We start from the raw sequence: 25,118 nt of genomic DNA, 5'->3' as shown, positions 1-25,118 counted from the left end.
AAAACGTGCGCCGACGTTCGCCTTTCGATTTTCGAGATCCGCTATCATGACTGACCAGACTCCGGCCCAATACACCGGTCCGCGCCGCATCCTGTCCGGCATCCAGGCCTCCGGCGCCCTGCACCTGGGCAACTACCTGGGCGCGCTGAAGCGCTTCACCGAACTGCAGGAGACGGGCGCGCCCCTGTTCGTCTTCGTCGCCGACATGCACGCCATCACCGTCTGGCAGGAGCCCGAGAAGCTGGCCGCCCAGACGCGCGAGATCGCGGCGGCCTATCTGGCCTCGGGCCTCGATCCGGCCAAGGCGGTCATCTTCCCGCAGTCGGCCGTGCCCGCCCACGCCGAACTGGCCTGGATCTTCAACTGCGTCGGCCGCTTGGGCTGGCTGGACCGGATGACCCAGTTCAAGGAAAAGTCGGGCAAGCACAAGGAACGCTCCAGCGTCGGCCTCTACACCTATCCGGTGCTGCAGGCGGCGGACATCCTGCTCTACAAGGCGACCGAGGTGCCGGTCGGCGAGGACCAGAAGCAGCACCTGGAGCTGACCCGCGACATCGCCCAGAAGTTCAACAACGACTTCGGCGCGCCGGGCTACTTCCCCCTGCCCGAGCCGCTGATCCAGGGTCCGGCGACGCGGGTCATGTCCCTGCGCGACGGCGCGGCCAAGATGTCCAAGTCCGATCCGTCGGACCTGTCGCGCATCAACCTGACCGACGACGCCGACGCCATCGCCAACAAGATCCGCAAGGCCAAGACCGACATGGAGCCGCTGCCGGAAACGCTCGAGGGTCTGGAAGGTCGGGCAGAGGCCAAGAACCTGGTCGCCATCTACGCCGCCCTGGCCGGAACGACGCGCGAGGCCGTGCTGGCCGAGTTCGCGGGCCAGGGCTTCGGCGCCTTCAAGCCCAAGCTGGCCGAACTGGCCGTGTCCTCGATGGCGAACGTCACCGCCGAGATGCGCCGCCTGATGAACGACCCGGCCGAGATCGACCGCGCCCTGGCCGCCGGCGCCGAAAAGGCGCGCGAAATCGCCGAGCCGACCATCGCCGAGGTCAAGAAGATCGTCGGCTTCTGGCAGGGCTGAGCCGAATGGCGCACCCGCTCGACCGTCCGGTCTGGAACGCCCTGACGTCGGCGCGTCAGGCGTCCCTGGCCGTGGGCGCGGACGGGGCGCTGCGGCTGGCGCCGGGTTACGGCGTCTTCGTCGCCAGCGTCGATCAGTCGCCGGATAGCCTGGCGGCCATTTCGGCGCTGGAGCAGCCCGAGGGCCTGCTGGCCACGGTCGAGGCGGAGCGCACGCCCGTTCCGCCTGGCCTGACGGTGCTGAAGGAGGCGGTGCTGACGCAGATGGTGCTGGTCGATCTGACCCCGGCCAAGGCGCGCGACATCGCCATCGAGCCCCTGACTGAGGCCGACGCGCCCGCCATGCTGGCCCTGGCGACCCTGACCGAGCCGGGGCCGTTCTTCGACAAGACGCACCGGCTGGGCGACTTCTTCGGGGTCAAGCAGGACGGGCGGCTGCTGGCCATGGCGGGCGAGCGGCTGAAGCCCGACGGCTTCACCGAGGTTTCGGGCGTCTGCGCCCATCCTGATGCGCGCGGGCGGGGCTACGCCGGGGCGCTGATGCGGGCGGTGATCGCGCGCATCCTGGCGCGCGGCGAGACGGCCTTCCTGCATTCCTACGCCGACAACGCCGGGGCCATCGCCCTGTATCATGCGTTGGGCTTCACCATCCGCGCGCAGATGCAGATGCGGATGCTGGCCCAGGGTGATCTGGCGAAAGCCGAACCGGGCGCCTAGCTAAAGCTTCGACCCTTTGTTTCGGAGCCTGTCATGAGCCAGCACGTCGCCGTCGTCGAATGGAACCGGGGCGATCAGCCCTTCAGCGACAATAAATATGGACGCGGCCATGACTGGCGCTTCGACGGCGGCGCGGTGGTGCGCGGTTCGTCGGCGCCCTCGCCCATGATCCCGCCGCCCCTGTCGGAAGAGGCGGCGGTGGACCCGGAGGAGGCCCTGGTCGCCGCCCTGTCCAGCTGCCACATGCTGTTCTTCCTGGCCTACGCCCGCAAGGACGGTTTCGTGGTCGATTCCTATCGCGACGATGCGGAAGGGACGCTGGGCAAGGATGAGCGCGGCAAGATGTCGATCACCGAGATCGTTCTGCGCCCGGCCGTGACCTGGTCAGGCGACAAGCTGCCGGATGCGGCGGCCATCGCCGACCTGCATCACCGCGCCCATGACGTCTGCTACATCGCCAACTCGGTCCGCGCCGAGGTGAAGGTCGAACCGCGCTGAAACCCTAGGCTGTTTCCTCTTCGATCAGGGAGCGGAAGGCGGCGTGGGCGGCGGTCATGCCGTCCGTCGTCGCCAGGGTGATGTTGCCCGCTGGCCGCGCCAGGTCGCCGGCGGCGAAGACGCCCGGCTGACTGGTCTGCTGCTGGGCGTCGACCTTGACGATGCGGCCCATGGGGGTGTCGGTCATCTCGCAGCCCAGGCGCTCGGCGAAGCCGCCGGACTGCCGCACATGGGCGCCGTCGACCAGCCGCGCGCCGGTCAGGGTCGGCGCCTCGCCTTCCAGCCGCTCGACGGGCGTCGGTTCGATGGTCACGCGGCGTCGGGCCAGCATGCGCGCCTCGTCTTCGCTCAGGCGCGCCGGGTCGATGAACAGCACGGCTTGGCCCCATTCGGCGACGACGCTGGCATATTGGACCGCATGGTCGCCGCGCCCCAGGACGCCGATCGGCCCGCCGCCGACCTCATAGCCGTGGCACCACGGACAGTGCAGGGCGGTTCGACCCCAGCGCTCCTTCACGCCGGGCAGGTCCGGCAGGACGTCCTCGACCCCGTGGGCCAGGATCAGGCGGCGGCCCATGGTGCGGCTGCCGTCGGCGAAGGCGACCGAGAAGCCGTCGTCGATGCGCGTCGCGTCCACCGCCTCGGCCATGCGGAAGGCGGCGGTGGGATAGGCCGCGACCTGGGCGCGGGCGGCGGCGGCGATCTCAAACCCCGGGCGGCCGTCGTTGCTCAGCACGCCGTGCGCGCGAGCGGCGAAGCGGTTCCGGGGGCGGCCGTCGTCGATGACCAGGACGCGGCGGCGCGCCCTTACCAACTGCAGGGCGGCGGACAGGCCCGCGTAGGAGCCGCCGATGACGACGGCGTCATGGGGCATCGGATTTTCGCGCGTGTGCATGGAGCAGGTCTCGCTTGGGATGGGCGGCCAGCCGGCGCGAGAAGTCCGCCGCCAGATCGGCCAGGGTGATGGAGTCCAGCCGCGCCGCCAGAAGGGCGCGCGCGGCGGCGTAGGTGTCGGACAGGGCGTCGTTGACGGCCGCCTCGATCAGGCAGCCTTCGGCCTCGATCGGCGGCGCCTCCGGCAGCAGGCCGGGCTCGCCCAGGGCGGCGTGGACCTGGCCCAGGGTGACGGCCTCCAGCGGGCGCGCCAGCCGCCAGCCGCCGCCGTGGCCTTTCTCGGACACGACCAGTCCCTGTTCGCGCAGGCCCGCCATGGTCCGGCGGACCACGACCGGATTGGTCGACAGGCAGGCCGCCAGCATGTCCGAGGTCATCGGCCGGCCGCAGCGCTGTTCGTGCTCGGCCATGTGCAGCAGGGCGTGAAGAATGTTGGAGAGGCGGGAGTCTCGTTTCATGTAACTTCAATTGTTACGTGACGGGGCGTGCGTCAAGGCGCGGCCGCGTGATTATTTTCAGGCGTGAGGCGCGCTGTCCTTGAGGAAGGCGGTGAAGCGGCGCAGCGCCTCTTCGGTCAGTTCGGGGTGGTGGCGCATGGGGCCGTTGTTGGTCGGTTCGTCAAAGGCGTGGGTGCCGTCGGCGACCCAGCTTTCGACCTCCGAGCCGCAATCGCGGATCATGGCGTTGACCCGTTCGGCGTTGCGCACGGTGGTCAGGTGGTCGCGTTTGGCCGTCAAAGCCAGGACGCGCGGGCAGTGCCGCCAGGGCTTCATCCGGTTGAAGGCCCAGGGGCCGATATAGGAATAGGCCAGCCAGACGGCCTTGACGCCGGACAGGTCGACGCTGGCCGGGTCGGCGACCCCCATGCGACCGGGCTCGGGCGTCTCGCTCATCATCTCCATGACGGCCCAGCCGCCGTGGCTCCAGCCGCCCAGCGCCAGTTGTGCGGAGTCCACGTCGGGCCGCTGCGAAATCCCGTGGATGGCCGCCAGCACGTCGCCCGCCCGCTCATAGCCCCGGAACAGCAGACCGGTGCAGACGGTGGTCAGGGTGAAGGGCCGCCCCCAGCCGCGCGGTCCGTAGGAATCGACGATGACGGCGCGCCAGCCCGCCGCCTTCGCCGCCTCGGCGTAGCGCGGCAAGTGGGCCCGCAGCCCGCCGCAGCCGTGGAACAGCAGAACCGCCGGGCGGCGCCTGTCGTCATCCGGTCCGACGACGTGAACATGGGGCTCTAGTTGGGCCCAGCGGGCGACGACGGTGTCCATCGGCGCAGCTTAGTCCGTCCCGTCGCCGAAGAAAGGGGTCTTGCGCTTTCGATATATCGATATATCTGTTTGCAAGTTAGATATATCGAAGTGAGAGATGAAATGAGAGGATCCAAGGGGATCGGAAAGCGCGGCTGCGGCATGAAGCATGGCGTCATGCGCGGCCACGGCGGCCCGTTTCGGTCGATGCGGCCGGAAGGGCGTCGCCTGGGCGAGGGCCGGATGCGCGGCGAGGGCCACGGCCGACGCGGCGGCGGCCGCATGTTCGAACACGGCGCCCTGCGCTGGGTGCTGCTGTCGCTGATCGCGGACAAGCCCAGCCACGGCTATGAGCTGATCAAGGCCATCGAGGCGCGCATGGGCGGCGCCTATACGCCCAGTCCCGGCGTCATCTACCCCAGCCTGACCCTGCTGGAGGACATGGGCGCCGTCAGCGTCGTCGCCGAGGGCGGAAAGAAACGCTATGCGATCACCGACGAGGGGCGCCGCCTGCTGGTCGAGAACGCCGAGGCCCTGGCCCATGCCGAGCGCAAGATGAAGGTTCTGCGCGGCCGGGCTGACCGTCCGACCCGCATCGCCCAGGCCATAGAGACCTTCCGCGCGGCGGCCCATGAGCGCCTGACGCAGGAGCCGCCGCTGAGCGAAGCCCAGGTCGAGGCCATCGCTGATCTGATCGAAGCCGCAGCTGAAAAGGTGAGACAGGCATGACCGACGCCCTGTTGAGACAGCCGCGCCGCGTGAGACATGAGCTCAAGTTCCGCCGCGCCCGCGTGGAGGCGGTGGAGCAGTTGACCCCCGTTTTGAAACGGATTGTTCTGACCGGTGATGAGCTGGAGGGCTTCTTCAGCCCCGGCTTCGACGACCATGTGAAGATCTTCCCCACGCCGCGCGGCGAGCCTCTGGTGTTGCCGACGCTCGGGCCGGACGGGCCTGTGTTTCCCGAGCCCCGGCCGGTGGCGCGGGACTATACGCCGCGCGCATTCGACGCCGCGAACCGGCGGCTGACCATCGACTTCGCCGTCGGTCATGGCGGTCCGGCGACGGCCTGGGCCGAGGATGCGCGGCCGGGGGACGAACTGGGTTTGGGCGGGCCGCGCGGCTCCTTCCTGATCCCGACCAGCTTCGCCGAGCACCTGCTCGTCGGCGACGAGGCGGCCATCCCCGCCATAGCCCGTCGGCTGGAGGAGCTGCCCGCGACCGCGCGCGCCATCGCCTGCATCGAGGTGAACGACGCCGGCGGAGAGCTGGACCTGCCCAGTCCTGCGAACGTCGAGATCGTCTGGGTGCATCGCAACGGCGGCCCGCGCGGTCGCCCTGAGGCGCTGATGGCGGCGGCGGTCGCGGCGGCGAAACGGATCGACCCGGCCGACGCCTATGTCTGGGTCGCCTGCGAGTCCTCGGCCGCCCGCTCAATGCGGGCGGCGTTGCTGGCGGCTCGGCCGTTCAACCAGAAATGGATGAAGGTCGCCGGCTACTGGCGCCTGGGCCGCACCGGCTCGCACGAGGTGATCGAGGACTGAGGCCCGACCGGGCCTTGGCCAAAGAAAAGGGCGCTGCCGACGACGGCAGCGCCCTTCTTCTTGCGCTCATGTAGCGAGCCGCCGCGCGGCTCACGTTAGCGCCCTTCCAGCTTAGTGCCGGAAGACGCGCACGCCGGTGAAGGCCATGGCGATGCCGCGTTCGTCGGCGGCGGCGATGACCTCCTCGTCGCGGATCGAACCGCCCGGCTGGATCACCGCCGTGGCCCCGGCGGCGACGGCTTCCAGCAGGCCGTCGGCGAAGGGGAAGAAGGCTTCCGACGCACAGGCCGAACCCTCGGCCAGCGAGTGAGCCAGACCCTTGGCTTCACCTGCTTCCTTGGCGCGGATGGCGGCGATGCGGGCGCTGTCGCGACGGTTCATCTGGCCGGCGCCGATGCCCGCCGTCTGGCCGTCCTTGGCGTAGACGATGGCGTTGGACTTGACGTGCTTGGCCACGGTGAAGGCGAACAGCATGTCCTGGATCTCGGTCGGCGTCGGCTGGCGGCGCGTGACGATCTTCAGATCGGAAGGCTTGATCAGCGAGCGATCGCGCGACTGGACCAGGAAGCCGCCGGCCACCGAGCGGAACACCTCGCCGGCGCCGTGCGGGTCGGGCAGGCCGTCGGTGATCAGCAGGCGCAGGTTCTTCTTGGCGGCGAAGACGGCCTTGGCTTCGTCGTCGGCGCCCGGCGCGATGACCACCTCGGTGAAGATGTCGGTGATGGCGCGCGCGTCGTCGCCGTTCAGCGGGCGGTTGACGGCGATGACGCCGCCGAAGGCCGACACCGCGTCGCATTCCAGCGCGCGGGCGTAGGCTTCCGACAGGGTGTTTCCGACGGCCACGCCGCAGGGGTTGGCGTGCTTGACGATGACGCAGGCCGGGGCCTCGAACTCGGCCACCAGCTCATAGGCGGCGTCGGCGTCAGCGATGTTGTTGTAGCCCAGCTCCTTGCCCTGGATCTGGGTGGCGTAGGCCACGCCCGGGCGTTTCTCGCCGGTGCGGTAGAAGGCGCCGGTCTGGTGCGGGTTCTCGCCATAGCGCAGCGTCTGGGCCAGGGTTCCGGCGATCGACTTGCGGGCCGGGGCGGCGTCGTTCAACTGGCCGGCGAACCAGCACGAGACGGCGGCGTCATAGGCGGCGGTGCGGGCGAAGGCGCGGGCGGCCAACTGCTTGCGCAGGGCCAGGGTGGTCGAACCGTCAGCCTTCAGCGCCTCGACGATCAGGCCGATGCTCTCGGCGTCCACGGCGACGGCGACGTGGCCGTGGTTCTTCGAGCCTGAGCGGATCATGGCCGGGCCGCCGATGTCGATGTTCTCGATGGCCGCTTCAAAGCCGCCGCCGCTCTCGACAGTCTTCTCGAAGGGGTAGAGGTCGATCCAGACGATGTCGATCGGGCCGATGCCGTGCTCGGTCATGGCGGCGGCGTGGGCCGGGGCGTTGCGAACGCCCAGCAGGCCGCCGTGCACCACGGGATGCAGCGTCTTGACCCGGCCGTCCATCATTTCCGGGAAGCCGGTCAGATCGGCCACGTCCTTGACCGGCAGGCCGAAGCCCGCGATCGCCGCCTTGGTGCCGCCGGTCGAGACCAGTTCGACGCCCAGGCCGGCCAGGGTGCGCGCGGCGTCTTCCAGCCCCGCCTTGTCCGACAGGGAGATCAGGGCGCGGACGGGTTTGATCGCGTCCGGGGCGGGCGGAAAGTCGGGAGCGGCGGGCATAGGCGGCGTCCGTTTACGGCTGGGGCGGGGAGATGGCGGGGCCTCTAGCACCAACGGGGCGCGGGGTCACGACCTGGCGTCTTCAGATCAGGCCGAACGCGCGCAGCAGGTTCAGCGCCAGCCCCGTCAGGATCAGCGGCCCGAACACCGTCAGCGTGTGCCGGGTGCAGCGTTCCGGGAAATAGGTGTCGTAGGGCCCGTCGATCCTGGCGCCGTAGCGGACAGCGACGGCGGTCAGCGGACATTTCATGCCGCAACCGACGAAGATGATCGTCTCCAGCACCACTAGCGTCAGCGCGATCCACAGCCAGGGCCCGCGGGCGCCGGTCAGGCCAGTATACAGAACGGCGAAGCAAGCGGCCGACATGACGACATAGATGAGCGTATGAACAGCTCGCACCATCGCCAGACGACCGGCGTCGGTCATGTCGGGTCGCCGCTCGCGCCCGCCGGGCTCAGCTTCCAGCGCACCTTGGTCTCGGCGTCGGTGCGGGCCGAGCCGCGCACGACGATCTGCAAGGAACGACGGGTCAGGCCCTCGTCGATGTGGACGGCGGGCTCGATGGCCACGTCGGGGCCGTCGCTGCGGAACCACCAGCCGCGCCCAGACGGGCCGCGCAGCAGGATGGAGCGACGGTCGCGAGCCAGGGAGGCCTGGACGCCGGGCTCAAGCTGGAAGCGCAGGGCGTAGGGGGCGGCGATGGCGCGTGTCGCTTCTGGGCGGCCTTCGGGCGGATGCAGCCGCTCTTCGGCGCGCAGTTCGTCCAGCCGCTGATCGATGTAGAGGCGGCGCTGGTGCATCAGACCATAGAGCGGCATCCAGCCGTCGTGCTCGACCTCCAGCCAGACGGCGCCGTCGCCTTCCTGATGCTGGCGCGTGACGTGCAGGGCGGGGCCGACCAGGCGCGGGCCCAGCAGTTCGCTCTTCCAGCCGGACAGGGGTTCGCCCAGCGGTTGTTCGCCCAGCGTCAGGGTCGAGGCGCCGGGCGTCAGGCGCAGGGCCTGGCGGTCCAGCGCGCGCGGCGTCCATCCGGCCGAGGTGAACAGGCGGTCGCGGCCGCAGACGACCTCCAGCGCGGCGGGCTGGCCGCAGGCGGCGGCCGACCAGGCGTTGCGGGCCGGGGCCTCGACATCGATCATGACGGTCAGCAGCGGGCTGGAGACGCGCAGCAGGCCGCCGACGGCGCCGCTGGCCGGCGCGGCGGGCGCATCGTCATGGGCGCGGGCGGCGGCGATGCGTTCAGGCGTCGAGGGGCCGCCGCCCTGGAACACGGCCAGGCGTCGATCGGGCAGGGTTTGGACGCGCAGGGCCAGGGTCAGGCGCGAGATGGCCTCGGCCACCGGCTCGGGCGTCACCTCCGACAGCTGGGCCAGGGCGTCGTCCAGCGTCAGCAGGTCGAGCAGCAGCTCCAGCCCCATCTCCGGCGCGCGCGAAGCGTGGGCGCCGTCGGCGGCGACCGTGGCGGCCAGGGCGCCGGGCAGGCGTTTCAGCGCCTTATTGCGGATGGCGGCGCCGGCCTTGCCGGTCAGGGCGCAGCCGGCGACAGCGGCGGCCGTCAGACGCTCGGCCCGGCCCATGATCCCGCCAGGCGGCCGCAGCAGCTGGCGCGCCTGATGGGCCAGGATGTCGGTCAGCTGCAGCCGCTCGACCTCGGTCGCTGCGCCCGCCAGCCGCCGTCCGGCGCAGGCCAGGTGATAGACGCGGCGGGCCAGGATGTCGGGATCCCAGGAAAAGGGCGACCAGCGGCTGAACACCTCGCGCCAGGCCAAGGTCATGGCCAGGGCCTCGCGCGCGCCGCGATCGCCCTGGGCCATCATGGCGGGCATCCAGTTGAAGCTGTGCAGCTCGACCGCGAAGGCGCGGCTGGGGGTGGGGCTGTTCCACAGCGCCACCGGGCTGTCGGCGTCCAGGCTCAGGCCCGCCAGCGTCAGCTTGCCCGACAGCAGGGGGCGCGGGGCCTCTTCGGGCAGGGGGCGGAAATCGCGCGGACTGACGGCGAAGCCCTCGGCGGTCGGTCCGCCCAGCGTCAGGCCGTAGCCGGGCAGGCCGTACAGCTCGACCCACAGCTGGCGCGCGGCCAGCCCCTTGGCGACCGAGGCCCACAGGCGCGGGTCGGGCCGGGCGCCGGAAGCGGCGCGCACGGGGGTGCGCATGGGCGCGCCCTTCAGGCCGGGGATGTGCCCCTCGGCCAGGGGGACGTCGCTGTCGCGCGGAGCGAAGGGGCCGAGAGGGCTCACGCGGCGGCGGCCTTCAGGGCTTGGATGTTGGCGGCGTAGGCGTCCGGTCCGCCCTTGAAGACGAAGGAGCCGGCGACCAGGGCGTCGGCCCCGGCGGCGACGCAGGCCCCGGCGTTGGCGGCCACGACGCCGCCGTCGACCTGCAGGTGGGCCTTGGACCCGGCGCGGTCGAGGATGGCGCGGGCGCGCTCGATCTTCTTCAGCGAGGTCTCGATGAATTTCTGACCGCCGAAGCCGGGGTTCACCGACATGATCAGCACCAGGTCGACCAGTTCGACGGCTTCCTCCAGCACGCTCAGCGGCGTGGCCGGGTTGAACACCAAGCCGGCCTTGGCGCCCAGCTGGCGGATCTGGCCGAGCGTGCGGTGGACGTGCGGACCGCTTTCAGGGTGGACGCTCATGACGTCGGCGCCCGCCGCGCGGAAGGCCTCCAGCCAGTTGTCGACCGGGGCGACCATCAGGTGCACGTCGAACGGCAGGCTGGTGTGCGGGCGCAGGGCCTTCACCACGTCCGGGCCGATGGTCAGATTGGGCACGAAGTGGCCGTCCATGACGTCGACATGGATCCAGTCGGCTCCGGCGGCCTCCAGGACGCGAATCTCCTCGCCCAGCTTGGAGAAGTCGCTGGCCAGGATGGAGGGGCAGATCAGCGGGGCGGCGGTCGCGGGCGTCTGGGTCATGGTTCTGCGACTTAGGGCCCCTCGGCGCGGGGAGCAAGCCGGGCCGCTGCCGCAGGCCGCATCCTGGCGACGACAAGCTGTTCATTGGCGCTTCGTGAACGGCGGGCGGTGGTCGTTGGCGAAGACGCGGCGGTCGCGGACGCAAGGCCGCTGGCGGGGTTCGGCGGGGCGAGGAAGGAAGGCGATGACTTTTCGCCCCGCCCATAAGGACGTCCCCCATGATCCGCCTTGTCGTTATCGCCGCCGCCCTCGCCGCCGCCCCTCTGCCCGTGGCCGTTCCAGCCGCCGCCCAATCCGCCGACAGCCGCCTGACCTTCACCTTCGAGACGGGGGCCGAGACCGGCGCCGTCATGGTCGCTCTCTACGCCGATGAGGCGGCCTATGAGAGCGGCGCGCCCAGCCGCGCGGCGCGGGTCGATGTGGCGGCGGGCGAGCGCGCCGCCGTGTTCGAGAACCTGCCCGCGGGCGCCTACGGCATGAAGGCGTTCCACGACGTCAACGGCAACGGAAAGATGGATGTGAACCCGTTCGGCATGCCGACCGAACCCTTCGCCTTCTCCAACAACGCCGTCGGCAACATGGGGCCGGCCAAGTGGGACCGCGCCCGCTTCGACGTCTCGGGCGCCACGGCCCAGACCATCCGCATCCGCTAAGCCTTGTTGTCTGAAGAGACCGCCATGACCCCGACCCGCCGCACCCTGTTCATGGGCGCCGCCGCCCTTTCCGGCGCTTTGGCCGCCGCCCGCGTCCTGGCCCCTGATCGGGCCTATGCGCTGCAAGCCTTGGCGGCGACCGCCGACTGGTTCTTGGCCACCGCCGACGTCGAGGGCGACATCGCCCCGCGCGCCCTGCGTCTGGTGCGCGGCCGGGCGCCGCAGGGGCTGTCGGGCAGCCTCTATCGCAACGGTCCGGCCAAGTTCCGGCGGCCCGGCGGTTCATCCCAGCACTGGTTCGACGGCGACGGCCTGATCCGCCGCTGGCGGGTGCAGGACGGTCAGGCCAGCCTGGCCGCCCGCTTCGCCGACACCCGCAAGCGGCGCCAGGAGGCCGAGGTCGGCGCCATGTTGATGCCCGGCTTCGGCACGGTCGGCGATCCGCGGGCCCGCATCGGCTCGGCCGACGACGCCAGTCCGGCCAACACCTCGGTGCACAAGGTCGGCGGCAAGCTGTGGGCGCTGTGGGAGGCCGGCTCGCCCCTGGCCATGGATCCCGAGACGCTGGAGACCGAGGACTTCGTCACGCTGCGTCCCGATCTGAAGAACATGCCCTTCCTGGCCCATCCGCGCATCGAGCCGGACGGCCGCATCTGGAACCTGGGCGTGAACGGCAAGCAGGCCATGGTCTGGCGTCTGGCGGCGGACGGCGCGCTGGAGGACGCCGAGGTGATCGCCCTTCCGCGCGCCAGCTACATCCACGACTTCAGCGCCACGGCCCGGCACCTGGTCGTCGTGCTGCAGCCCTGGGTGCATGTCCGCAACGTCGCGCCGATGTCGGCGGGCTTCGACTGGACGCCTGAGGCGGGGACGCAGGTGCTGGTGGTCGACAAGGCGGACCTGACCCAGCGACGGATCTACGACCTGCCGCCCTTCGGCTTCTTCCACGTCGGCGACGCCTGGGACGAGGCGGACGGCACGATCCGCTTCGACCTGTGCGCGCACAAGGACATGGACTTCGCCGCACGCGGCGCCCAGGAGGTGCTGAACGGCGTGCCGTTGGGCGGCGAACCGGCCGAGCTGGCCATGGTCGTGCTGTCGCCGAACGGGCGCGGGCGGCTGGAGCGGACGGGCGTCGTCGGCGAGTTCCCCCGCAGCGACCCGCGCCGGGCCGGCCTGGCCCGCCGTTTCAGCCTGCACACTACGGGCGAGCGCGCCGACAGGCCCCTGGCTTCGGCGGTCGCCGTCACCGACTGGTCGTCCGGCCGCACGCGGTCCTTTGACTTCGGTCCCGGCCATGTGACGGACGAGATGGTCTACGTCCCCAAGCCCGGCGGGACGCACGAGGCCGACGCCTGGCTGGTCGGTCCGACCATCAATCTGAAGGCGGGGGTCAGCGAACTGCACGTCCTGGATCTGATGCGCGTCGAGGACGGCCCGGTCGTCACCTGGCGCGCCGACGTGGCCCTGCCGGCGGCGTTTCATGGGAATTGGGCGTGAAAGCCACACCGCGCCATCGCCTCGTTGCGGTCCGTCGGCGCGCGGTTGACCCCCGCCGCCGAACGGGCCAAGACCCCTTCGCCGCCCAGATGCCTATCCTGGGGCGGCGTCTTTTTGGAAACCCTCAGATGAACCCCGAAGACCGAAGTCCGTCTTCAACTTCTTCGACGCTCTGAGGACGCTCCGCTTCCGCGCGAGGGCGTCCTCGCGAAAGGAAGCGACTTATGCTGAACGCCTATGACTGGCGCGCCGATCGGCTCGTGCGCCTGGATACGGCCGTGGATCACGGCCCCGCCTGCTGGATCGACCTCGTCTCCCCGACCGCCGATGAGGTGGCGGCGCTGGAGACCTTGACCGGCATCGACATTCCCAGCCGGGATGAGATGGACGATGTCGAGCCGTCGGCCCGCCTGTACGCCGAAGACGGCGGCGTCTTCATGATCGCCGCCGTGGCCACGGACCTAGAGACCCACGACCCGGTCAAGACGCCCGTGACCTTCATTCTCAAGGGCGGGCGGCTGGTGACGGTGCGCTACGGCCACCCGCGCTCCTTCCAGGTCTTCATCGCTCGCGCCACCCATAAGCCGGGCGAGAAGCTGGCCGGCGGCGAGGCCATCATGATGGGGCTGATCGAGGCCGTCATCGACCGCTACGCCGATGCCCTGGAGGTCAAGGGGCTGGAACTGGACGCCATCTCGCGGATGATCTTCCGCAAGCGCGACCCCAAGGCGGTGGAGAGCCACAATCTGCAGGCGGTGATCCAGGATATCGGTCGGGCGGGCGACTTCCTGGCCCTGATCCGCGAGAGCCTGTCCAGCCTGCAACGACTGCTGGCCTATCACGCGGCGCTGTCGGGCGCGCGCGCCGGGGGCAAGGCGGACCGCGAGGCGCGCCAGACCGTGCGCCTGCTGCAACGCGATGCGGCGGCGCTGAGCGAACTCAGCGTCTCCATGTCGTCCAAGGTGAGCTTCCTGATGGACGCCACCCTGGGCCTGATCAATCTGGAGCAGAACCAGATCATTAAGATCTTCTCGGTCGCGGCCGTGGCCCTGCTGCCGCCGACGCTGATCGCCTCTATCTACGGCATGAATTTCGAGGTCATGCCCGAGCTGCAATGGCGCTACGGCTATCCGGCGGCGGTGGGGGCGATGATCCTGTCGGCCGCCCTGCCCTACTTCTTCTTCCGCAAGAAGCGCTGGCTGTAGGGGCTCACCACCAACCCGCGTCGCGCAGGGCCTTGGCGTAGCGGCGGCTGACGGGGACGACCAGCTCGGCGCCGGGGCCGCCGTCCAGCGTCAGGGCGGCGCGGCCGTCGCCGCGCGCGACCGAGGCCACGGCGCCCTTGGCCGCCCACCAGCTGCGGTGGGTCTGGGCGCCTTCCAGCCCCTCCAGTTCGCCCAGGGCGTCGGACAGCCGCATCAGGATCAGGTCCGAGCCTCTGTCGGTATGAAGACGCAGATAGTGGTCCTCGGCCTGGACCGCGATCAGCCGCGCGCCGCGTAAGCGAGGCGGCAGGCGGTCGAGGAAGCGGGCGGGCGCGGCGCCGGGCGCGGCGGCGTGGGTCTCGATCGGCTGCTTGCGGCCCAGGAAGATGTTCAGGATGCTGAGCACGGCGGTGATCAGGGCGACCGGCGGGAAGAAGTGACGCAGGTCGTCGGCGTGGCGCAGACGTCCTTCGAACATCAGGCCGGTCATGGCCCAGACCATGAGCGTCAACGGCCCGGTGATGACCAGGGTCAGGGCGGCGGCGCCCAGCCAGGGGCGCGCATCCACGTCGATGAACCGCTCGACCAACAGGCTGCACAGGTGCCCCCACAGGCCGCCGACGACAAGCACGGGCACCCAATAGACCAGACGCTGCGCCAGCGGCGCGCCGCTGGAGCCGAAGGCCCCGCCGAGCGCCAGGAAGACGCCCGCTCCGACGGCCACCGCCAGGCCGCGCAGGAAGTCGCGCGCCTTGGACCCCGGCGAGAAATCCAGTCGAGGCGTCACGCGCGCGTCGAACCGCAGACGGCGCGGAAGCCGGCGGCGGCGAACCGCACCATGTAGTCGCAGGCGCTGTCCAGATCGCCGGACTTGCACAGGCCGCCCGACAGGCGGTCGAGGCGGCCTGTCTCGCCCAGGGTCAGGGTCAGGGCGCCCGACAGATTGTGATAGGCCCAGTACAGATCGGCCTCGTCCGCCTCGGGCATGATGCGTTTTACCAGCTCCAGCAGACGACGGATCGCCGGGTCGAAATAGCGGGCCATGGTCTCGCCGCCGAAGGCCGGATTGGCGTTGGTCTGGGCCACCAGGGCGGCGTAGTGCTTCCACCCCGGCCCGCCCTTCAGCGACCACTGGAACGGCGGGCGCAGGAAGGCCTCGAACAACCCCTCCAGCGTCATGGCGTCGCCCGCCGCCTCGGCGTAGCGGTCGATGGCGGCGACGCGCTCGGCGTTCCACACCTCGGCGCGGCGATTGAAGACGGCGTCGAACAGCTCCTTCTTGGCTCCGAAGTAATAGTGGACCAGGGCCGTATCCACGCCCGCCTCGCGCGCCACCTCGCGGATGGTGACGCCGTAGAAGCCGTGCTTGGAGAACAGATCCTCGGCCGCGTTCAGGATGGCGTCGCGCGTCTCGCCCGCCGCGGCCGCCTTGGTCTTCTTGGGGCGCCCGCGCCGCGCGGGGGCGGCGGGCAGCGGCGGAATCTGGGGCGGCGGCAGATCACTTTTCGTCATGGCCGGAAGCTAGTCGCGCTTTGGGGGTTAGTGCAACGGCGCCACAGGGCGGGCCTTTCCGTGACGGAAATCAGGCTTGGCCGTTTGACAGGCGGGCGAAAGATCGTCACCAATGCAAAAAATCATTGAACGCTGAATAAAAGCGTCGATCGGGCCGGAAACAAGATTGGGATGCACATGAACAGACTCGTGAAGACCGCCTTGCTGGCGGGCGCCGCTTTCGGCGTGATGACCACTGCGGCGCAAGCTCAGGAGGCGGCGCCTGTCGGCGAGCAGGTTTCGTCCGTCGACGACATCATCGTCAGCGCGCGCCGTCGCGACGAAGCGCTGAAGGACGTGCCGGTGTCGGTGTCGGCCATGAGCGCTGAGCGCCTGGAGCAGACCGGCGCCACGGACATCACAGCCTTGCAGCAGCAGACGCCCAACGCCACGGTGCAGGTGGCGCGCGGCTCCAACTCCACCCTCATTTCGTTTATTCGCGGTATCGGTCAGCAGGATCCCCTGTGGGGTTTCGAGCCGGGCGTAGGCTTGTATGTCGACGACGTTTATGTGGCGCGCCCGCAAGGCGCTGTGCTCGACATTTTCGACATTGAGCGGATCGAGGTTCTGCGTGGGCCGCAAGGATCGCTATACGGCCGCAACACTGTTGGTGGCGCCATCAAGTATGTGACGTCGCGGCTGGATCCGGACAAGCCGGAGCTAACGCTGCGCGGCGCCTACGGCAGCTATAATCAGATCGATCTCCTGGCCCAGGGCTCCATGCCCGTTACCGACCGTCTGCGCGTCGGTGCGGCCGTGGCCAGTTACAGCCGTGACGGCTTCGGCAAGAACCTGAATACCGGGGCCGAGCACTACGACAAGGATGTCATCGCTGGACGGGTCAGCGTCGAGTTTCAGCCCTACGACAACGCCTTCTTCCGCCTAGCCTATGATCGGGTCGAGGACCGCTCAAACCCCCGTCACGGTCACCGCGAGCGGCCGGGCGTCGGCCCGGGCGCGGGCGTACCGGGAAGCGTGTACGACACCTATGCCGGTTTGGGCGATCGCAACAAGGTCACGACCGAGGGCGTGTCGCTGACGGCGCAGGTCGATCTCAACGATGTCTGGACCTTCAAATCGATTACAGCCTATCGCACGGGCGACACGGACACCCTGATCGACTTTGACAACACGCCAGCGCCGACGCTGGACATCCCTGCGGTGTACGGTGACCACCAGTTCACCCAGGAGCTCCAGGCGTTGTTCAGCACGGACCGGATCCAGGGCGTGGCGGGGATCTTCTATCTGGACGGTACGGCGTCGGGCGCCTTCGATACGATCGCCCAGAACTTCGGCATCGTGATCGGCACGGCCGGCTATGTGGAGACGACCAGCGTCGCCCTGTTCACCGACATCAATCTGGACCTGACCGACCGTCTGCACCTGGGCCTGGGCGCGCGTTACACGATCGACGATAAGACCGGCCACGTCTTCCGCGCCAACTATCTGGGCGCGACGCGCAGCCCGCTGCTGGGCGGCGCGGCGCGCAATCCGATCCTGCTGCGCACGGACTACACTCGCTCCAAGTCCTTCGATCAGTTCACGCCGAAGGCCTCGCTGTCCTACGATTTCTCGGACCGCATCACCGGCTACGCCTCCTATTCGAAGGGCTACAAGTCGGGCGGCTTCGACATGCGCGGCGATGCGATCCTGACGCCGGACACCGTTAACGGCTATGAGCCTGAAACCGTCGATTCCTATGAAATCGGCCTGAAAGGATCAGCCTTCAATCGTCGTCTGAACTTCGCTTCGGCGATCTTCTATAACGAGTACCAGGACCAGCAGATCACGACCCAGGTTCCGGCGCCGGGCGGCATCGCCAGCTTCGTCGACAATGTCGGCGCCTCCAAGTTCCACGGCGCGGAGTTCGAGGGCTCGTTGATCCTGACCGATAGCCTGACCGCAAACTTTGCCGTCGGCTACCTGGACTCCAAGTTTGAAAAGTTCATTCGCTATAATTTGGTCACCCAGAAGTATGAGGACATCTCCGATCTCGTCGTGCTGCAGAACGCCCCGAAGTGGACTGGCTATTTGGGCCTGACCTGGCAGGGGCAACTGGCGGGTGGGGCGTTGGCCGTGACGCCGTCGGTCAGCTATCGCGACGACTACAGCCAGTTCGAGTATCCGAACGCCGATCTGGACCAGGAAGCCTTCGCCCTGGTGGATCTGTCCATCGTCTGGACGGACCCCAGCAATAAGTGGACCGTCGGTCTGTACGGCAAGAACCTGACCGATGAGGAATACCGCGTCGGCGGCTACAACTTCGCCAAGACGCCGGTCGGCGATTTCTACAACGACTCCGTGATCGGCTACTACGGCCCGCCGCGTACCGTGACGGCGTCGCTACAGTACAAGTTCTGATCCGGGTCATTTCTCCTGAACGCCTGATCATCTGATCGCGGGCGGCGGTTCGTGGGAGCCGCCGCCCTTCTTTTTTCGTGGCGCGCGGCGGCAGGGCCGCTACCGTCGCCTCAAGAAACCAGTCGGGGAACGCCCATGAGCCAGATCGAGGCCGCCAAGGCCGATGCGGGGACGGTCGACGCGCGCGCTGCGTCGCCGGGCTATCGCTACTATGTGCTGGGGATCCTGATCCTCATCTACATGCTGAACTTCCTGGATCGACAGATCATCGGCATCCTGGCCGCGCCGCTGAAAGCCGAGTTCAACCTCAGCGACAGCCAGTTCGGCCTGCTGGGGGGGCTGGCCTTCGCCCTGCTCTATTCGACCCTGGCCATCCCCATCGCCTGGCTGGCCGATCGGTTCAGCCGGGTGTGGATCATGACCGGCGCCCTGACCGTCTGGTCGGGCTTCACCGCCCTGTGCGGCCTGGCGGGCGGCTTCGGCTCGCTGTTCCTGTGCCGCATGGGCGTGGGCATCGGCGAGGCGGGCGGGGTGGCCCCGGCCTATTCCCTGATCGCCGACTATTTTCCCAAGTCCCAGCGCGCGCGGGCCCTGGCGGCCTATGCCTTCGGCATCCCGCTGGGCATGGCGGCGGGCACCCTGGTCGGCGGCCTGCTGGCGGCGACCTACGGCTGGCGCACGGCCTTCATCGTGGTGGGCGTCCTGGGGGTGCTGGTCGCGCCGGTGCTGCGCCTGACGGTCAAGGATCCCAAGCGCGGCGGACTGGATGTGGAGCCCGCCGCACCCGCGGCGGCGCCGGTTGAAGCGCCGAAAGCCCCGCCGTTCATGGAGGTGGTGCGCACCCTGGCACCCAAGCCCAGCTTCTGGCTGCTGTCGTTCGGCGCGGCTGCGTCTTCGGTGTGCGGCTATGGCGTGGCCGCCTGGCTGCCCAGCTTCTTCATGCGCAGCTTCGGCCTGACCCTGTCGCAGACAGCCTGGTATTATTCAGCCATCGTCCTGGTCGGCGGGGTGGCGGGCATCTGGCTGGGCGGCTCGATGGCCGACCGCTTGGGCAAGAAGTCCAAGGCCGCCTATCCGCTGACGCCGGCGATCGCCTTCCTGATCTCGGTGCCCTGCTTCATCCTGGCGATGAACTCGGGCGCGGTGGTGGGCGCCGTCATGCCGGGCTCCGATCCCAACGGCGCCGCGGCCTTGACCATGGCCTTCTTGATCTTCCTGATCCCGACGGGGCTGAACCTGACCTGGCTGGGGCCGATCACGGCGGCGGTGCAGCATCTGGCGACGCCCGCCATGCGGACTACGGCTTCGGCCCTGTTCCTGCTGATCAACAACCTGCTGGGGATCGCCGTCGGCATCTACTACTTCGGCTGGATGAGCGACCTGCTGCGCCCGACCTTCGGGGAAGAGAGCCTGCGTTGGGCCATCTACACCGGCATGGGCTTCTACCTGCTGTCCTCGGCCCTGCTGTTCGGCGCCTCGCGCACGCTCAAGAAGGACTGGGTCGACTAGTCGTCCCGAAGACGGACCGGGCGGCGGCCTGAGGCCGGCCCGCCGCCCGGCATAAGAAAATCCTCATGAGGCCATAAGACGACAGGCGGTTGCGCAGGCGAAGGCGCGACGCCTATAAGCGCGGCCAAAGTTTCCACAAACCTCCCTAACGGCGCGGATCAGACATGAACATTCACGAGTATCAGGCCAAGCAGGTCCTCAAGGGCTACGGCGCCCCGGTCGCGGCCGGCGTGGCCATCACCTCGGCCGACCAGGCCGAAGCCGCCGCCAAGCAGCTGCCTGGCCCGCTCTATGTCGTGAAGTCGCAGATCCACGCCGGCGGCCGCGGCAAGGGCAAGTTCAAGGAGCTGCCCGCCGACGCCAAGGGCGGCGTGCGTCTGGCCTTCTCGATCGAGGAAGCCGTCGCCCACGCCAAGGAAATGCTGGGCAACACCCTGGTCACCGCCCAGACGGGCGAGGCCGGCAAGCAGGTCAACCGCCTGTACATCGAAGACGGCGCCGACATCGCCCGTGAGCTGTATTGCTCGCTGCTGGTCGACCGCTCGGTCGGTCAGACGGCCTTCGTTGTCTCGACCGAAGGCGGCATGGACATCGAGGAAGTGGCCCACGCCACCCCGGAAAAGATCCACACCATCGCCATCAACCCGGAAGCCGGCGTCACCGCCGAGAACGTCGCCGCCATCAACGCGGCGCTGGAGCTGACGGGCGACGCTGCCGAAGACGGCAAGTCGCTGTTCCCGATCCTGTACAAGGCCTTCGTCGAGAAGGACATGGACATGCTCGAGATCAACCCGCTGATCGTCATGGAGAACGGCCATCTGCGCGTTCTGGACGCCAAGGTCAGCTTCGACGGCAACGCCCTGTACCGCCACGAAGACATCCGCGCCCTGCGCGATGAGACCGAAGAAGACGCCAAGGAGATCGAGGCCTCGAAGTGGGACCTCGCCTATGTCGCCCTCGACGGCAACATCGGCTGCATGGTGAACGGCGCCGGTCTGGCCATGGCGACGATGGACATCATCAAGCTGTACGGCAAGGAGCCCGCCAACTTCTGCGACGTCGGCGGCGGCGCCGGCAAGGACAAGGTCGCCGCGGCCTTCAAGATCATCACCGCCGACCCGAAGGTCGAGGGCATCCTGGTCAACATCTTCGGCGGCATCATGAAGTGCGACGTCATCGCCGAGGGCGTTGTCGCTGCGGTGAAGGAAGTGGGCCTGAAGGTGCCGCTGGTCGTGCGTCTGGAAGGCACGAACGCCGAGCTGGGCAAGAAGATCCTGAACGAGTCGGGCCTGACCATCCAGGCCGCCGACGACCTGGACGACGCCGCCCAGAAGATCGTCGCGGCGGTCGCGTAAGCGCCGCTACCGCCCAGCAGACACACAGAATTCAGAGCACAGACACATGTCCATCCTCGTCAACAAAGACACCAAGATCCTGGTCCAGGGCCTGACCGGCAAGACCGGCGGCTTCCACACCGAACAGGCGCTGGCCTATTACAACACCAAGATGGTCGGCGGCGTGCACCCGACCAAGGGCGGCCAGACCTGGACCGGCTCGCACGGCGAAACCCTGCCCATCTTCGCCTCGGTCGCCGAAGGCAAGGAGCGCACCGGCGCCGACGCCACGGTCATCTACGTCCCGCCGGCAGGCGCGGCCGACGCCATCATTGAGGCCATCGACGCCGAGATCCCCTTCATCACCTGCATCACCGAAGGCATCCCGGTGCAGGACATGGTCCGCGTCAAGGCTCGCCTGGACCGTTCGAACTCGCGCCTGCTGGGCCCGAACTGCCCCGGCGTCCTGACCCCCGAAGAGTGCAAGATCGGCATCATGCCGGGCAACATCTTCAAGAAGGGCAACGTCGGCATCGTCTCGCGTTCGGGCACCCTGACCTATGAAGCCGTGTTCCAGACCACGAACGAGGGCCTGGGCCAGACCACGGCCGTCGGCATCGGCGGCGACCCGGTCAAGGGCACTGAGTTCATCGACGTGCTGGAGATGTTCCTGGCCGACGACGCCACCGAGTCCATCATCATGATCGGCGAAATCGGCGGCGCGGCTGAAGAAGACGCCGCCCAGTTCCTGATCGACGAAGCCAAGAAGGGCCGCAAGAAGCCGATGGCCGGCTTCATCGCGGGCCGTACGGCTCCGAAGGGCCGCACCATGGGCCACGCCGGCGCCGTCGTCTCGGGCGGCAAGGGCGATGCGGAATCCAAGATCGCCGCCATGGAGGCTGCGGGCATCCGCGTCTCGCCGTCACCGGCGCGTCTAGGCGCGACCTTGGTTGAAGTGCTGAAGGGCTGAGGCCCTTCAGCAGCGCACGCTGCGCGTGCGGGCGCTATCGCTCGCCGCGCGGCGGCTCGCTGCTTCAGCGCCTTTTTGAGAGGCGCGGCGCTATGCTCGCGACGCGGTCGCTCGCTGCATGAGCGTCGGATTCACTTAAGGGTGGGTTCGGCGTCAGGCGGGCCGGCGGATTGGACCAAAGTCTAATCTATCCGCGTTCCGGGGGTGTTTTTCGCGCCGTGTGACCTTTTGTAACGCTTCCGGAATCGTCCGGGGGCGTTTTTTCTTGCCGATTCGACCAAATTCCACCCGGTCCGCCTCCCTTCGGTCATGACCAGTAAGGAAACAGGGCCTATATGAACGGCGCTGCTCTCCGCGCGGCTGTGCGCGGGCGGTTGTAAAGGGACGATTGAGAGAAAAATGGCGGACGATGCGGGTCGGCTGAACCAGGTCTTTGCCGAGACCTCCTTCCTCTATGGCGCGAACGCCGCCTTCATTGAGGACCTGCACGAAAAATGGGCTTCGGACCCCGGCTCGGTGTCGGGGGAGTGGCGCGCCTTCTTCGATCAGCTGAAGGACAACGCCGACCTGGTGAAGCAGTCGGCCGCCGCCGGTTCCTGGGGTCGCTCGGGCGCGTCCGAGCCGACCGAGGAAACCGCCGTGTTCGACGGCCGCTGGCCCGCCCCCAAGATCGACCCCAAGGCCGCCGGCAAGCCCGGCCCGCGCCCGGCGGCTCCGGCTGCTGACGCTTCGGGCGCCGTTTCGGCCGCCGACGTGCGCGCCGCCGCCCACGATTCCATCCGAGCCCTGATGCTGATCCGCGCCTACCGCGTGCGCGGCCACCTTCAGGCCAACCTCGACCCGTTGGGCATTGAGAAGCCGATCGAGAACCCGGAGCTGACGCCCGAGTTCTACGGCTTCACCGCCGCCGACATGGACCGCCCGATCTTCCTGGACGGCGTGCTGGGCCTGGAGACCGGCTCGGTCCGCCAGGTGCTGGAAATCCTCAAGCGCACCTATTGCGGCAACATCGGCGTGCAGTTCATGCACATCGCCGAGCCGGACGAGAAGGCCTGGCTGCAACAGCGCTTTGAAGGTCCGGACAAGTTCGAACAGAACGCCTTCACCAAGGAAGGCAAGCTGGCCATCTTCAAGAAGCTGGCCGAGGCCGAGGGCTTCGAGCGCTTCCTGCACAAGCGCTTCCCCGGCACCAAGCGTTTCGGCCTGGACGGCGGCGAAGCCATGGTCCCGGCCCTGGAGCAGGTGATCAAGCGCGGCGGCGCCCTGGGCGTCGACGAGATCGTCTTCGGCATGGCCCACCGCGGTCGTCTGAACACGCTCGCCGCCGTCATGGGCAAGCCGTACAAGGCCATCTTCCACGAGTTCCAGGGCGGCTCTTCGGTCCCCTCGGACATCGAGGGTTCGGGCGACGTCAAATACCACATGGGCGCCTCGTCCGACCGTGAGTTCGACGGCCACAAGGTCCACCTGTCGCTGACGGCCAACCCCTCGCACCTGGAGATCGTCAACCCGGTCGTCCTGGGCAAGTCGCGCGCCAAGCAGGCCTTCGACATCCGCGAGGCCGAGGTCAATCTGGGCAAGCCGGACGCCGAATGGGTGCTGGACCGCTCGAAGGTCGTGCCGCTGTTGATCCACGGCGACGCCGCCTTCGCCGGTCAGGGCGTGGTGGCCGAATGCTTCGCCCTGATGGGGCTGAAGGGCTACCGCACCGGCGGCACCCTGCACTTCGTCATCAACAACCAGATCGGCTTCACCACCAGCCCGCGCAACTCGCGCTCGTCGCCTTATCCGTCGGATGTGGCGCTGATGGTCCAGGCCCCGATCTTCCACGTCAACGGCGACGATCCCGAAGCGGTCGTCTTCGCCGCCAAGGTGGCCACCGAATACCGCCAGAAGTTCCACAAGGACGTGGTGGTGGACATGTTCTGCTACCGCCGCTTCGGCCACAACGAAGGCGACGACCCGACCTTCACCCAGCCGCTGATGTACGCCAAGATCAAGAACCAGCCGTCTACGCTGGAGATCTACGCCAAGCGCCTGATCGCCGAGGGCGTCATCACCCAGGCCGAGGTGGACGCCGAGATCGCCCGCTTCGAGGCCTACCTCGACGCCGAGTTCGAGGCCGGCAAGACCTTCGAAGCCAAGAAGGCCGACTGGCTGGACGGCGAGTGGAAGGGCCTGGGCGCCGAGGTCGCCGATGACGCCGCGCAGCGCGGCGACACCGCCGTCGCGGCCGACAAGCTCAAGGACTACGGCCACCGCCTGACGACCATCCCGAACAGCGTCGACGTGCACAAGACGCTGAAGCGCGTCATCGACGGTCGTCGCGATGCGGTGTCGAGCGGCGAGAACATCGACTGGGCCACGGCCGAGAGCCTGGCCTTCGCCAGCCTGCTGGACGAAGGCTACAACATCCGCCTGTCGGGTCAGGACTCGGTCCGCGGCACCTTCTCGCAGCGTCACTCGGGCATCACCGACCAGACGACCGAGCAGCGCTACTTCCCGCTGAACAACCTGCGCGACGGCCAGGCCCATTTCGAAGTCATCGACTCGGCCCTGTCCGAAGAGGCCGTGCTGGGCTTCGAGTACGGCTATTCGCTGGCCGATCCGAACACCCTGACCATGTGGGAAGGCCAGTTCGGCGACTTCGTGAACGGCGCCCAGGTGGTGATCGACCAGTTCATTTCGTCGGGCGAGCGCAAGTGGCTGCGGATGAGCGGTCTCGTGATGCTTCTGCCGCACGGCTATGAAGGCCAGGGCCCCGAGCACTCCTCGGCCCGTCTTGAGCGCTTCCTGCAGCAATGCGCTGAGAACAACATGCAGGTCGCCAACTGCACGACGCCGGCCAACTACTTCCACATCCTGCGTCGTCAGCTGCACCGCTCGTTCCGCAAGCCGCTGATCCTGATGACGCCCAAGTCGCTGCTGCGTCACAAGAAGGCGGTCTCGACCCTGGCCGACATGGCCGAGGGCTCGTCCTTCCACCGCGTGCTGCGCGACGACGCCGAGCTGCGTCCGTCGGTGGCGGGCGTCACGCTCAAGGCCGACAAGGACATCCGCAAGGTCATCGTCTGTTCCGGCAAGGTCTACTACGACCTGCTGGACGCGCGCGAGAAGGCGGGCGTGGACGACATCTACATCCTGCGTCTGGAACAGTTCTATCCGTGGCCGATCAAGTCGATCTCGGCGGAGCTGGCCCGCTTCCCCAACGCCGATCTGGTGTGGTGCCAGGAAGAGCCCAAGAACATGGGCGGCTGGACCTTCGTCGACCCGTGGATCGAGCTGACGCTCGAGAAGCTGGACGTGAAGGCCAAGCGCGCGCGCTACGTCGGTCGCCCGGCTTCGGCCTCGACCGCCGCGGGCCTGATGAGCCGCCACCTGAAGGAACTCGAGACCTTCCTCGCCGAGGCCATGGCCTGACCGC

General features: G+C 68.5%; 22 protein-coding genes. 13 read left to right on the top strand and 9 right to left on the bottom strand.

The window, feature by feature from the left end; all coding sequences use genetic code 11:
* Nucleotides 1-46: 46 nt before the first annotated feature.
* The 3 genes from trpS to BJP32_RS04475 are packed head-to-tail and all read left to right on the top strand — an operon-like array spanning nucleotide 47 to nucleotide 2,298.
* Nucleotides 47-1,084: a tryptophan--tRNA ligase gene (trpS, locus tag BJP32_RS04485; RefSeq protein ID WP_003166470.1), complete on the top strand. Its 1,038-nt coding sequence runs from the start codon at nucleotides 47-49 to the stop codon at nucleotides 1,082-1,084.
* Between the two features lie 5 nt (nucleotides 1,085-1,089).
* Complete coding sequence (locus tag BJP32_RS04480; RefSeq protein WP_076223083.1) at nucleotides 1,090-1,800, top strand: GNAT family N-acetyltransferase; 711 nt, start codon at nucleotides 1,090-1,092, stop codon at nucleotides 1,798-1,800.
* Between the two features lie 33 nt (nucleotides 1,801-1,833).
* Entirely contained in the window at nucleotides 1,834-2,298 is a 465-nt protein-coding gene (locus tag BJP32_RS04475; protein WP_076223081.1) for an OsmC family protein, read from the top strand.
* A gap of 4 nt (nucleotides 2,299-2,302) precedes the next feature.
* Here the strand turns inward: BJP32_RS04475 and BJP32_RS04470 are convergent, their stop codons facing one another.
* The 3 genes from BJP32_RS04470 to BJP32_RS04460 are packed head-to-tail and all read right to left on the bottom strand — an operon-like array spanning nucleotide 2,303 to nucleotide 4,457.
* Nucleotides 2,303-3,193, bottom strand: coding sequence for an NAD(P)/FAD-dependent oxidoreductase (locus BJP32_RS04470; RefSeq protein ID WP_233126709.1), 891 nt, complete (start codon nucleotides 3,191-3,193; stop codon nucleotides 2,303-2,305).
* On the bottom strand, nucleotides 3,162-3,650 hold the full coding sequence (locus BJP32_RS04465; RefSeq protein ID WP_076223078.1) for an Rrf2 family transcriptional regulator: 489 nt from the start codon (nucleotides 3,648-3,650) through the stop codon (nucleotides 3,162-3,164). Before BJP32_RS04465 ends, BJP32_RS04470 begins: the two co-directional genes overlap by 32 nt.
* 57 nt (nucleotides 3,651-3,707) lie before the next feature.
* Nucleotides 3,708-4,457: a dienelactone hydrolase family protein gene (locus BJP32_RS04460; protein WP_046652606.1), complete on the bottom strand. Its 750-nt coding sequence runs from the start codon at nucleotides 4,455-4,457 to the stop codon at nucleotides 3,708-3,710.
* 102 nt (nucleotides 4,458-4,559) lie between these two features.
* On the opposite strand from BJP32_RS04460, the gene BJP32_RS04455 reads away from it, so the two are divergent.
* Together BJP32_RS04455 and BJP32_RS04450 are read left to right on the top strand one after the other, a co-directional pair.
* Nucleotides 4,560-5,165 (top strand): PadR family transcriptional regulator, encoded by a 606-nt coding sequence (locus BJP32_RS04455; RefSeq protein ID WP_052747995.1) that lies wholly within the window; start codon nucleotides 4,560-4,562, stop codon nucleotides 5,163-5,165.
* Nucleotides 5,162-5,977: a siderophore-interacting protein gene (locus BJP32_RS04450; protein ID WP_046652605.1), complete on the top strand. Its 816-nt coding sequence runs from the start codon at nucleotides 5,162-5,164 to the stop codon at nucleotides 5,975-5,977. Before BJP32_RS04455 ends, BJP32_RS04450 begins: the two co-directional genes overlap by 4 nt.
* Nucleotides 5,978-6,088: 111 nt before the next feature.
* Here BJP32_RS04450 and purH read toward each other — a convergent pair whose 3' ends face one another.
* From purH to rpe, 4 genes are all read right to left on the bottom strand, one after another.
* Complete coding sequence (gene purH / locus BJP32_RS04445) at nucleotides 6,089-7,693, bottom strand: bifunctional phosphoribosylaminoimidazolecarboxamide formyltransferase/IMP cyclohydrolase (protein WP_046652604.1); 1,605 nt, start codon at nucleotides 7,691-7,693, stop codon at nucleotides 6,089-6,091.
* An 82-nt stretch (nucleotides 7,694-7,775) separates the two neighbouring features.
* Nucleotides 7,776-8,120, bottom strand: a complete 345-nt coding sequence (locus tag BJP32_RS04440; protein ID WP_046652603.1) for a hypothetical protein — start codon at nucleotides 8,118-8,120, stop codon at nucleotides 7,776-7,778.
* Nucleotides 8,117-9,931 carry a heparinase II/III family protein gene (locus BJP32_RS04435; protein WP_052747994.1) on the bottom strand — a complete coding sequence of 605 codons (1,815 nt, stop codon included), beginning with the start codon at nucleotides 9,929-9,931 and terminating at the stop codon, nucleotides 8,117-8,119. The genes BJP32_RS04440 and BJP32_RS04435 overlap by 4 nt, the downstream gene beginning before the upstream one ends.
* Nucleotides 9,928-10,611 carry a ribulose-phosphate 3-epimerase gene (gene rpe, locus BJP32_RS04430; protein WP_076223076.1) on the bottom strand — a complete coding sequence of 228 codons (684 nt, stop codon included), beginning with the start codon at nucleotides 10,609-10,611 and terminating at the stop codon, nucleotides 9,928-9,930. Before rpe ends, BJP32_RS04435 begins: the two co-directional genes overlap by 4 nt.
* Nucleotides 10,612-10,829: 218 nt before the next feature.
* On the opposite strand from rpe, the gene BJP32_RS04425 reads away from it, so the two are divergent.
* The 3 genes from BJP32_RS04425 to BJP32_RS04415 all read left to right on the top strand — a co-directional run bounded on the left by BJP32_RS04425 (nucleotide 10,830) and on the right by BJP32_RS04415 (nucleotide 13,969).
* Complete coding sequence (locus BJP32_RS04425; protein WP_046652599.1) at nucleotides 10,830-11,264, top strand: DUF2141 domain-containing protein; 435 nt, start codon at nucleotides 10,830-10,832, stop codon at nucleotides 11,262-11,264.
* Between the two features lie 24 nt (nucleotides 11,265-11,288).
* A complete protein-coding gene (locus tag BJP32_RS04420; RefSeq protein ID WP_076223074.1) occupies nucleotides 11,289-12,764 on the top strand; it encodes a carotenoid oxygenase family protein in 1,476 nt (491 codons plus the stop codon).
* Nucleotides 12,765-12,988: 224 nt separating this feature from the next.
* Nucleotides 12,989-13,969 carry a magnesium transporter CorA family protein gene (locus BJP32_RS04415; protein WP_076223072.1) on the top strand — a complete coding sequence of 327 codons (981 nt, stop codon included), beginning with the start codon at nucleotides 12,989-12,991 and terminating at the stop codon, nucleotides 13,967-13,969.
* Between the two features lie 4 nt (nucleotides 13,970-13,973).
* Here BJP32_RS04415 and BJP32_RS04410 read toward each other — a convergent pair whose 3' ends face one another.
* On the bottom strand, nucleotides 13,974-14,756 hold the full coding sequence (locus tag BJP32_RS04410; protein WP_233126707.1) for a LytTR family DNA-binding domain-containing protein: 783 nt from the start codon (nucleotides 14,754-14,756) through the stop codon (nucleotides 13,974-13,976).
* Nucleotides 14,753-15,481 carry a TetR/AcrR family transcriptional regulator gene (locus tag BJP32_RS04405; protein ID WP_003166459.1) on the bottom strand — a complete coding sequence of 243 codons (729 nt, stop codon included), beginning with the start codon at nucleotides 15,479-15,481 and terminating at the stop codon, nucleotides 14,753-14,755. Before BJP32_RS04405 ends, BJP32_RS04410 begins: the two co-directional genes overlap by 4 nt.
* A gap of 177 nt (nucleotides 15,482-15,658) precedes the next feature.
* On the opposite strand from BJP32_RS04405, the gene BJP32_RS04400 reads away from it, so the two are divergent.
* The 5 genes from BJP32_RS04400 to BJP32_RS04380 all read left to right on the top strand — a co-directional run bounded on the left by BJP32_RS04400 (nucleotide 15,659) and on the right by BJP32_RS04380 (nucleotide 25,114).
* Entirely contained in the window at nucleotides 15,659-17,881 is a 2,223-nt protein-coding gene (locus BJP32_RS04400; RefSeq protein WP_076223135.1) for a TonB-dependent receptor, read from the top strand.
* Between the two features lie 135 nt (nucleotides 17,882-18,016).
* Complete coding sequence (locus BJP32_RS04395; RefSeq protein ID WP_003166456.1) at nucleotides 18,017-19,390, top strand: MFS transporter; 1,374 nt, start codon at nucleotides 18,017-18,019, stop codon at nucleotides 19,388-19,390.
* A gap of 164 nt (nucleotides 19,391-19,554) precedes the next feature.
* The gene (gene sucC, locus BJP32_RS04390; RefSeq protein ID WP_003166455.1) at nucleotides 19,555-20,745 is read left to right on the top strand and encodes an ADP-forming succinate--CoA ligase subunit beta; all 1,191 of its coding nucleotides are present in this window, start codon (nucleotides 19,555-19,557) and stop codon (nucleotides 20,743-20,745) included.
* Between the two features lie 46 nt (nucleotides 20,746-20,791).
* On the top strand, nucleotides 20,792-21,694 hold the full coding sequence (gene sucD / locus BJP32_RS04385; RefSeq protein ID WP_003166454.1) for a succinate--CoA ligase subunit alpha: 903 nt from the start codon (nucleotides 20,792-20,794) through the stop codon (nucleotides 21,692-21,694).
* A 399-nt stretch (nucleotides 21,695-22,093) separates the two neighbouring features.
* Nucleotides 22,094-25,114, top strand: a complete 3,021-nt coding sequence (locus BJP32_RS04380; protein WP_076223070.1) for a 2-oxoglutarate dehydrogenase E1 component — start codon at nucleotides 22,094-22,096, stop codon at nucleotides 25,112-25,114.
* Nucleotides 25,115-25,118: the final 4 nt, after the last annotated feature.

Source organism: Brevundimonas sp. ZS04, assembly GCF_001956865.1.
Classification (GTDB): domain Bacteria; phylum Pseudomonadota; class Alphaproteobacteria; order Caulobacterales; family Caulobacteraceae; genus Brevundimonas; species Brevundimonas diminuta.
The sequence above is the reverse complement of the archived record's forward strand: the minus strand, read 5'-3'. Positions and strand labels throughout refer to the sequence as shown.

What these genes read in the sequence shown, in the direction of transcription:
- purH (WP_046652604.1), bottom strand. Translation starts at nt 7,693, where the DNA reads ATGCCCGCCGCTCCCGACTTTCCGCCCGCCCCGGACGCGATCAAACCC.
- BJP32_RS04475 (WP_076223081.1), top strand. Translation starts at nt 1,834, where the DNA reads ATGAGCCAGCACGTCGCCGTCGTCGAATGGAACCGGGGCGATCAGCCC.
- BJP32_RS04380 (WP_076223070.1), top strand. Translation starts at nt 22,094, where the DNA reads ATGGCGGACGATGCGGGTCGGCTGAACCAGGTCTTTGCCGAGACCTCC.
- rpe (WP_076223076.1), bottom strand. Translation starts at nt 10,611, where the DNA reads ATGACCCAGACGCCCGCGACCGCCGCCCCGCTGATCTGCCCCTCCATC.
- BJP32_RS04460 (WP_046652606.1), bottom strand. Translation starts at nt 4,457, where the DNA reads ATGGACACCGTCGTCGCCCGCTGGGCCCAACTAGAGCCCCATGTTCAC.
- BJP32_RS04425 (WP_046652599.1), top strand. Translation starts at nt 10,830, where the DNA reads ATGATCCGCCTTGTCGTTATCGCCGCCGCCCTCGCCGCCGCCCCTCTG.
- BJP32_RS04480 (WP_076223083.1), top strand. Translation starts at nt 1,090, where the DNA reads ATGGCGCACCCGCTCGACCGTCCGGTCTGGAACGCCCTGACGTCGGCG.
- BJP32_RS04395 (WP_003166456.1), top strand. Translation starts at nt 18,017, where the DNA reads ATGAGCCAGATCGAGGCCGCCAAGGCCGATGCGGGGACGGTCGACGCG.
- sucC (WP_003166455.1), top strand. Translation starts at nt 19,555, where the DNA reads ATGAACATTCACGAGTATCAGGCCAAGCAGGTCCTCAAGGGCTACGGC.
- BJP32_RS04400 (WP_076223135.1), top strand. Translation starts at nt 15,659, where the DNA reads ATGAACAGACTCGTGAAGACCGCCTTGCTGGCGGGCGCCGCTTTCGGC.
- BJP32_RS04405 (WP_003166459.1), bottom strand. Translation starts at nt 15,481, where the DNA reads ATGACGAAAAGTGATCTGCCGCCGCCCCAGATTCCGCCGCTGCCCGCC.
- BJP32_RS04450 (WP_046652605.1), top strand. Translation starts at nt 5,162, where the DNA reads ATGACCGACGCCCTGTTGAGACAGCCGCGCCGCGTGAGACATGAGCTC.
- BJP32_RS04465 (WP_076223078.1), bottom strand. Translation starts at nt 3,650, where the DNA reads ATGAAACGAGACTCCCGCCTCTCCAACATTCTTCACGCCCTGCTGCAC.
- BJP32_RS04455 (WP_052747995.1), top strand. Translation starts at nt 4,560, where the DNA reads ATGAGAGGATCCAAGGGGATCGGAAAGCGCGGCTGCGGCATGAAGCAT.
- BJP32_RS04415 (WP_076223072.1), top strand. Translation starts at nt 12,989, where the DNA reads ATGCTGAACGCCTATGACTGGCGCGCCGATCGGCTCGTGCGCCTGGAT.
- sucD (WP_003166454.1), top strand. Translation starts at nt 20,792, where the DNA reads ATGTCCATCCTCGTCAACAAAGACACCAAGATCCTGGTCCAGGGCCTG.
- BJP32_RS04440 (WP_046652603.1), bottom strand. Translation starts at nt 8,120, where the DNA reads ATGACCGACGCCGGTCGTCTGGCGATGGTGCGAGCTGTTCATACGCTC.
- BJP32_RS04470 (WP_233126709.1), bottom strand. Translation starts at nt 3,193, where the DNA reads ATGCACACGCGCGAAAATCCGATGCCCCATGACGCCGTCGTCATCGGC.
- BJP32_RS04420 (WP_076223074.1), top strand. Translation starts at nt 11,289, where the DNA reads ATGACCCCGACCCGCCGCACCCTGTTCATGGGCGCCGCCGCCCTTTCC.
- trpS (WP_003166470.1), top strand. Translation starts at nt 47, where the DNA reads ATGACTGACCAGACTCCGGCCCAATACACCGGTCCGCGCCGCATCCTG.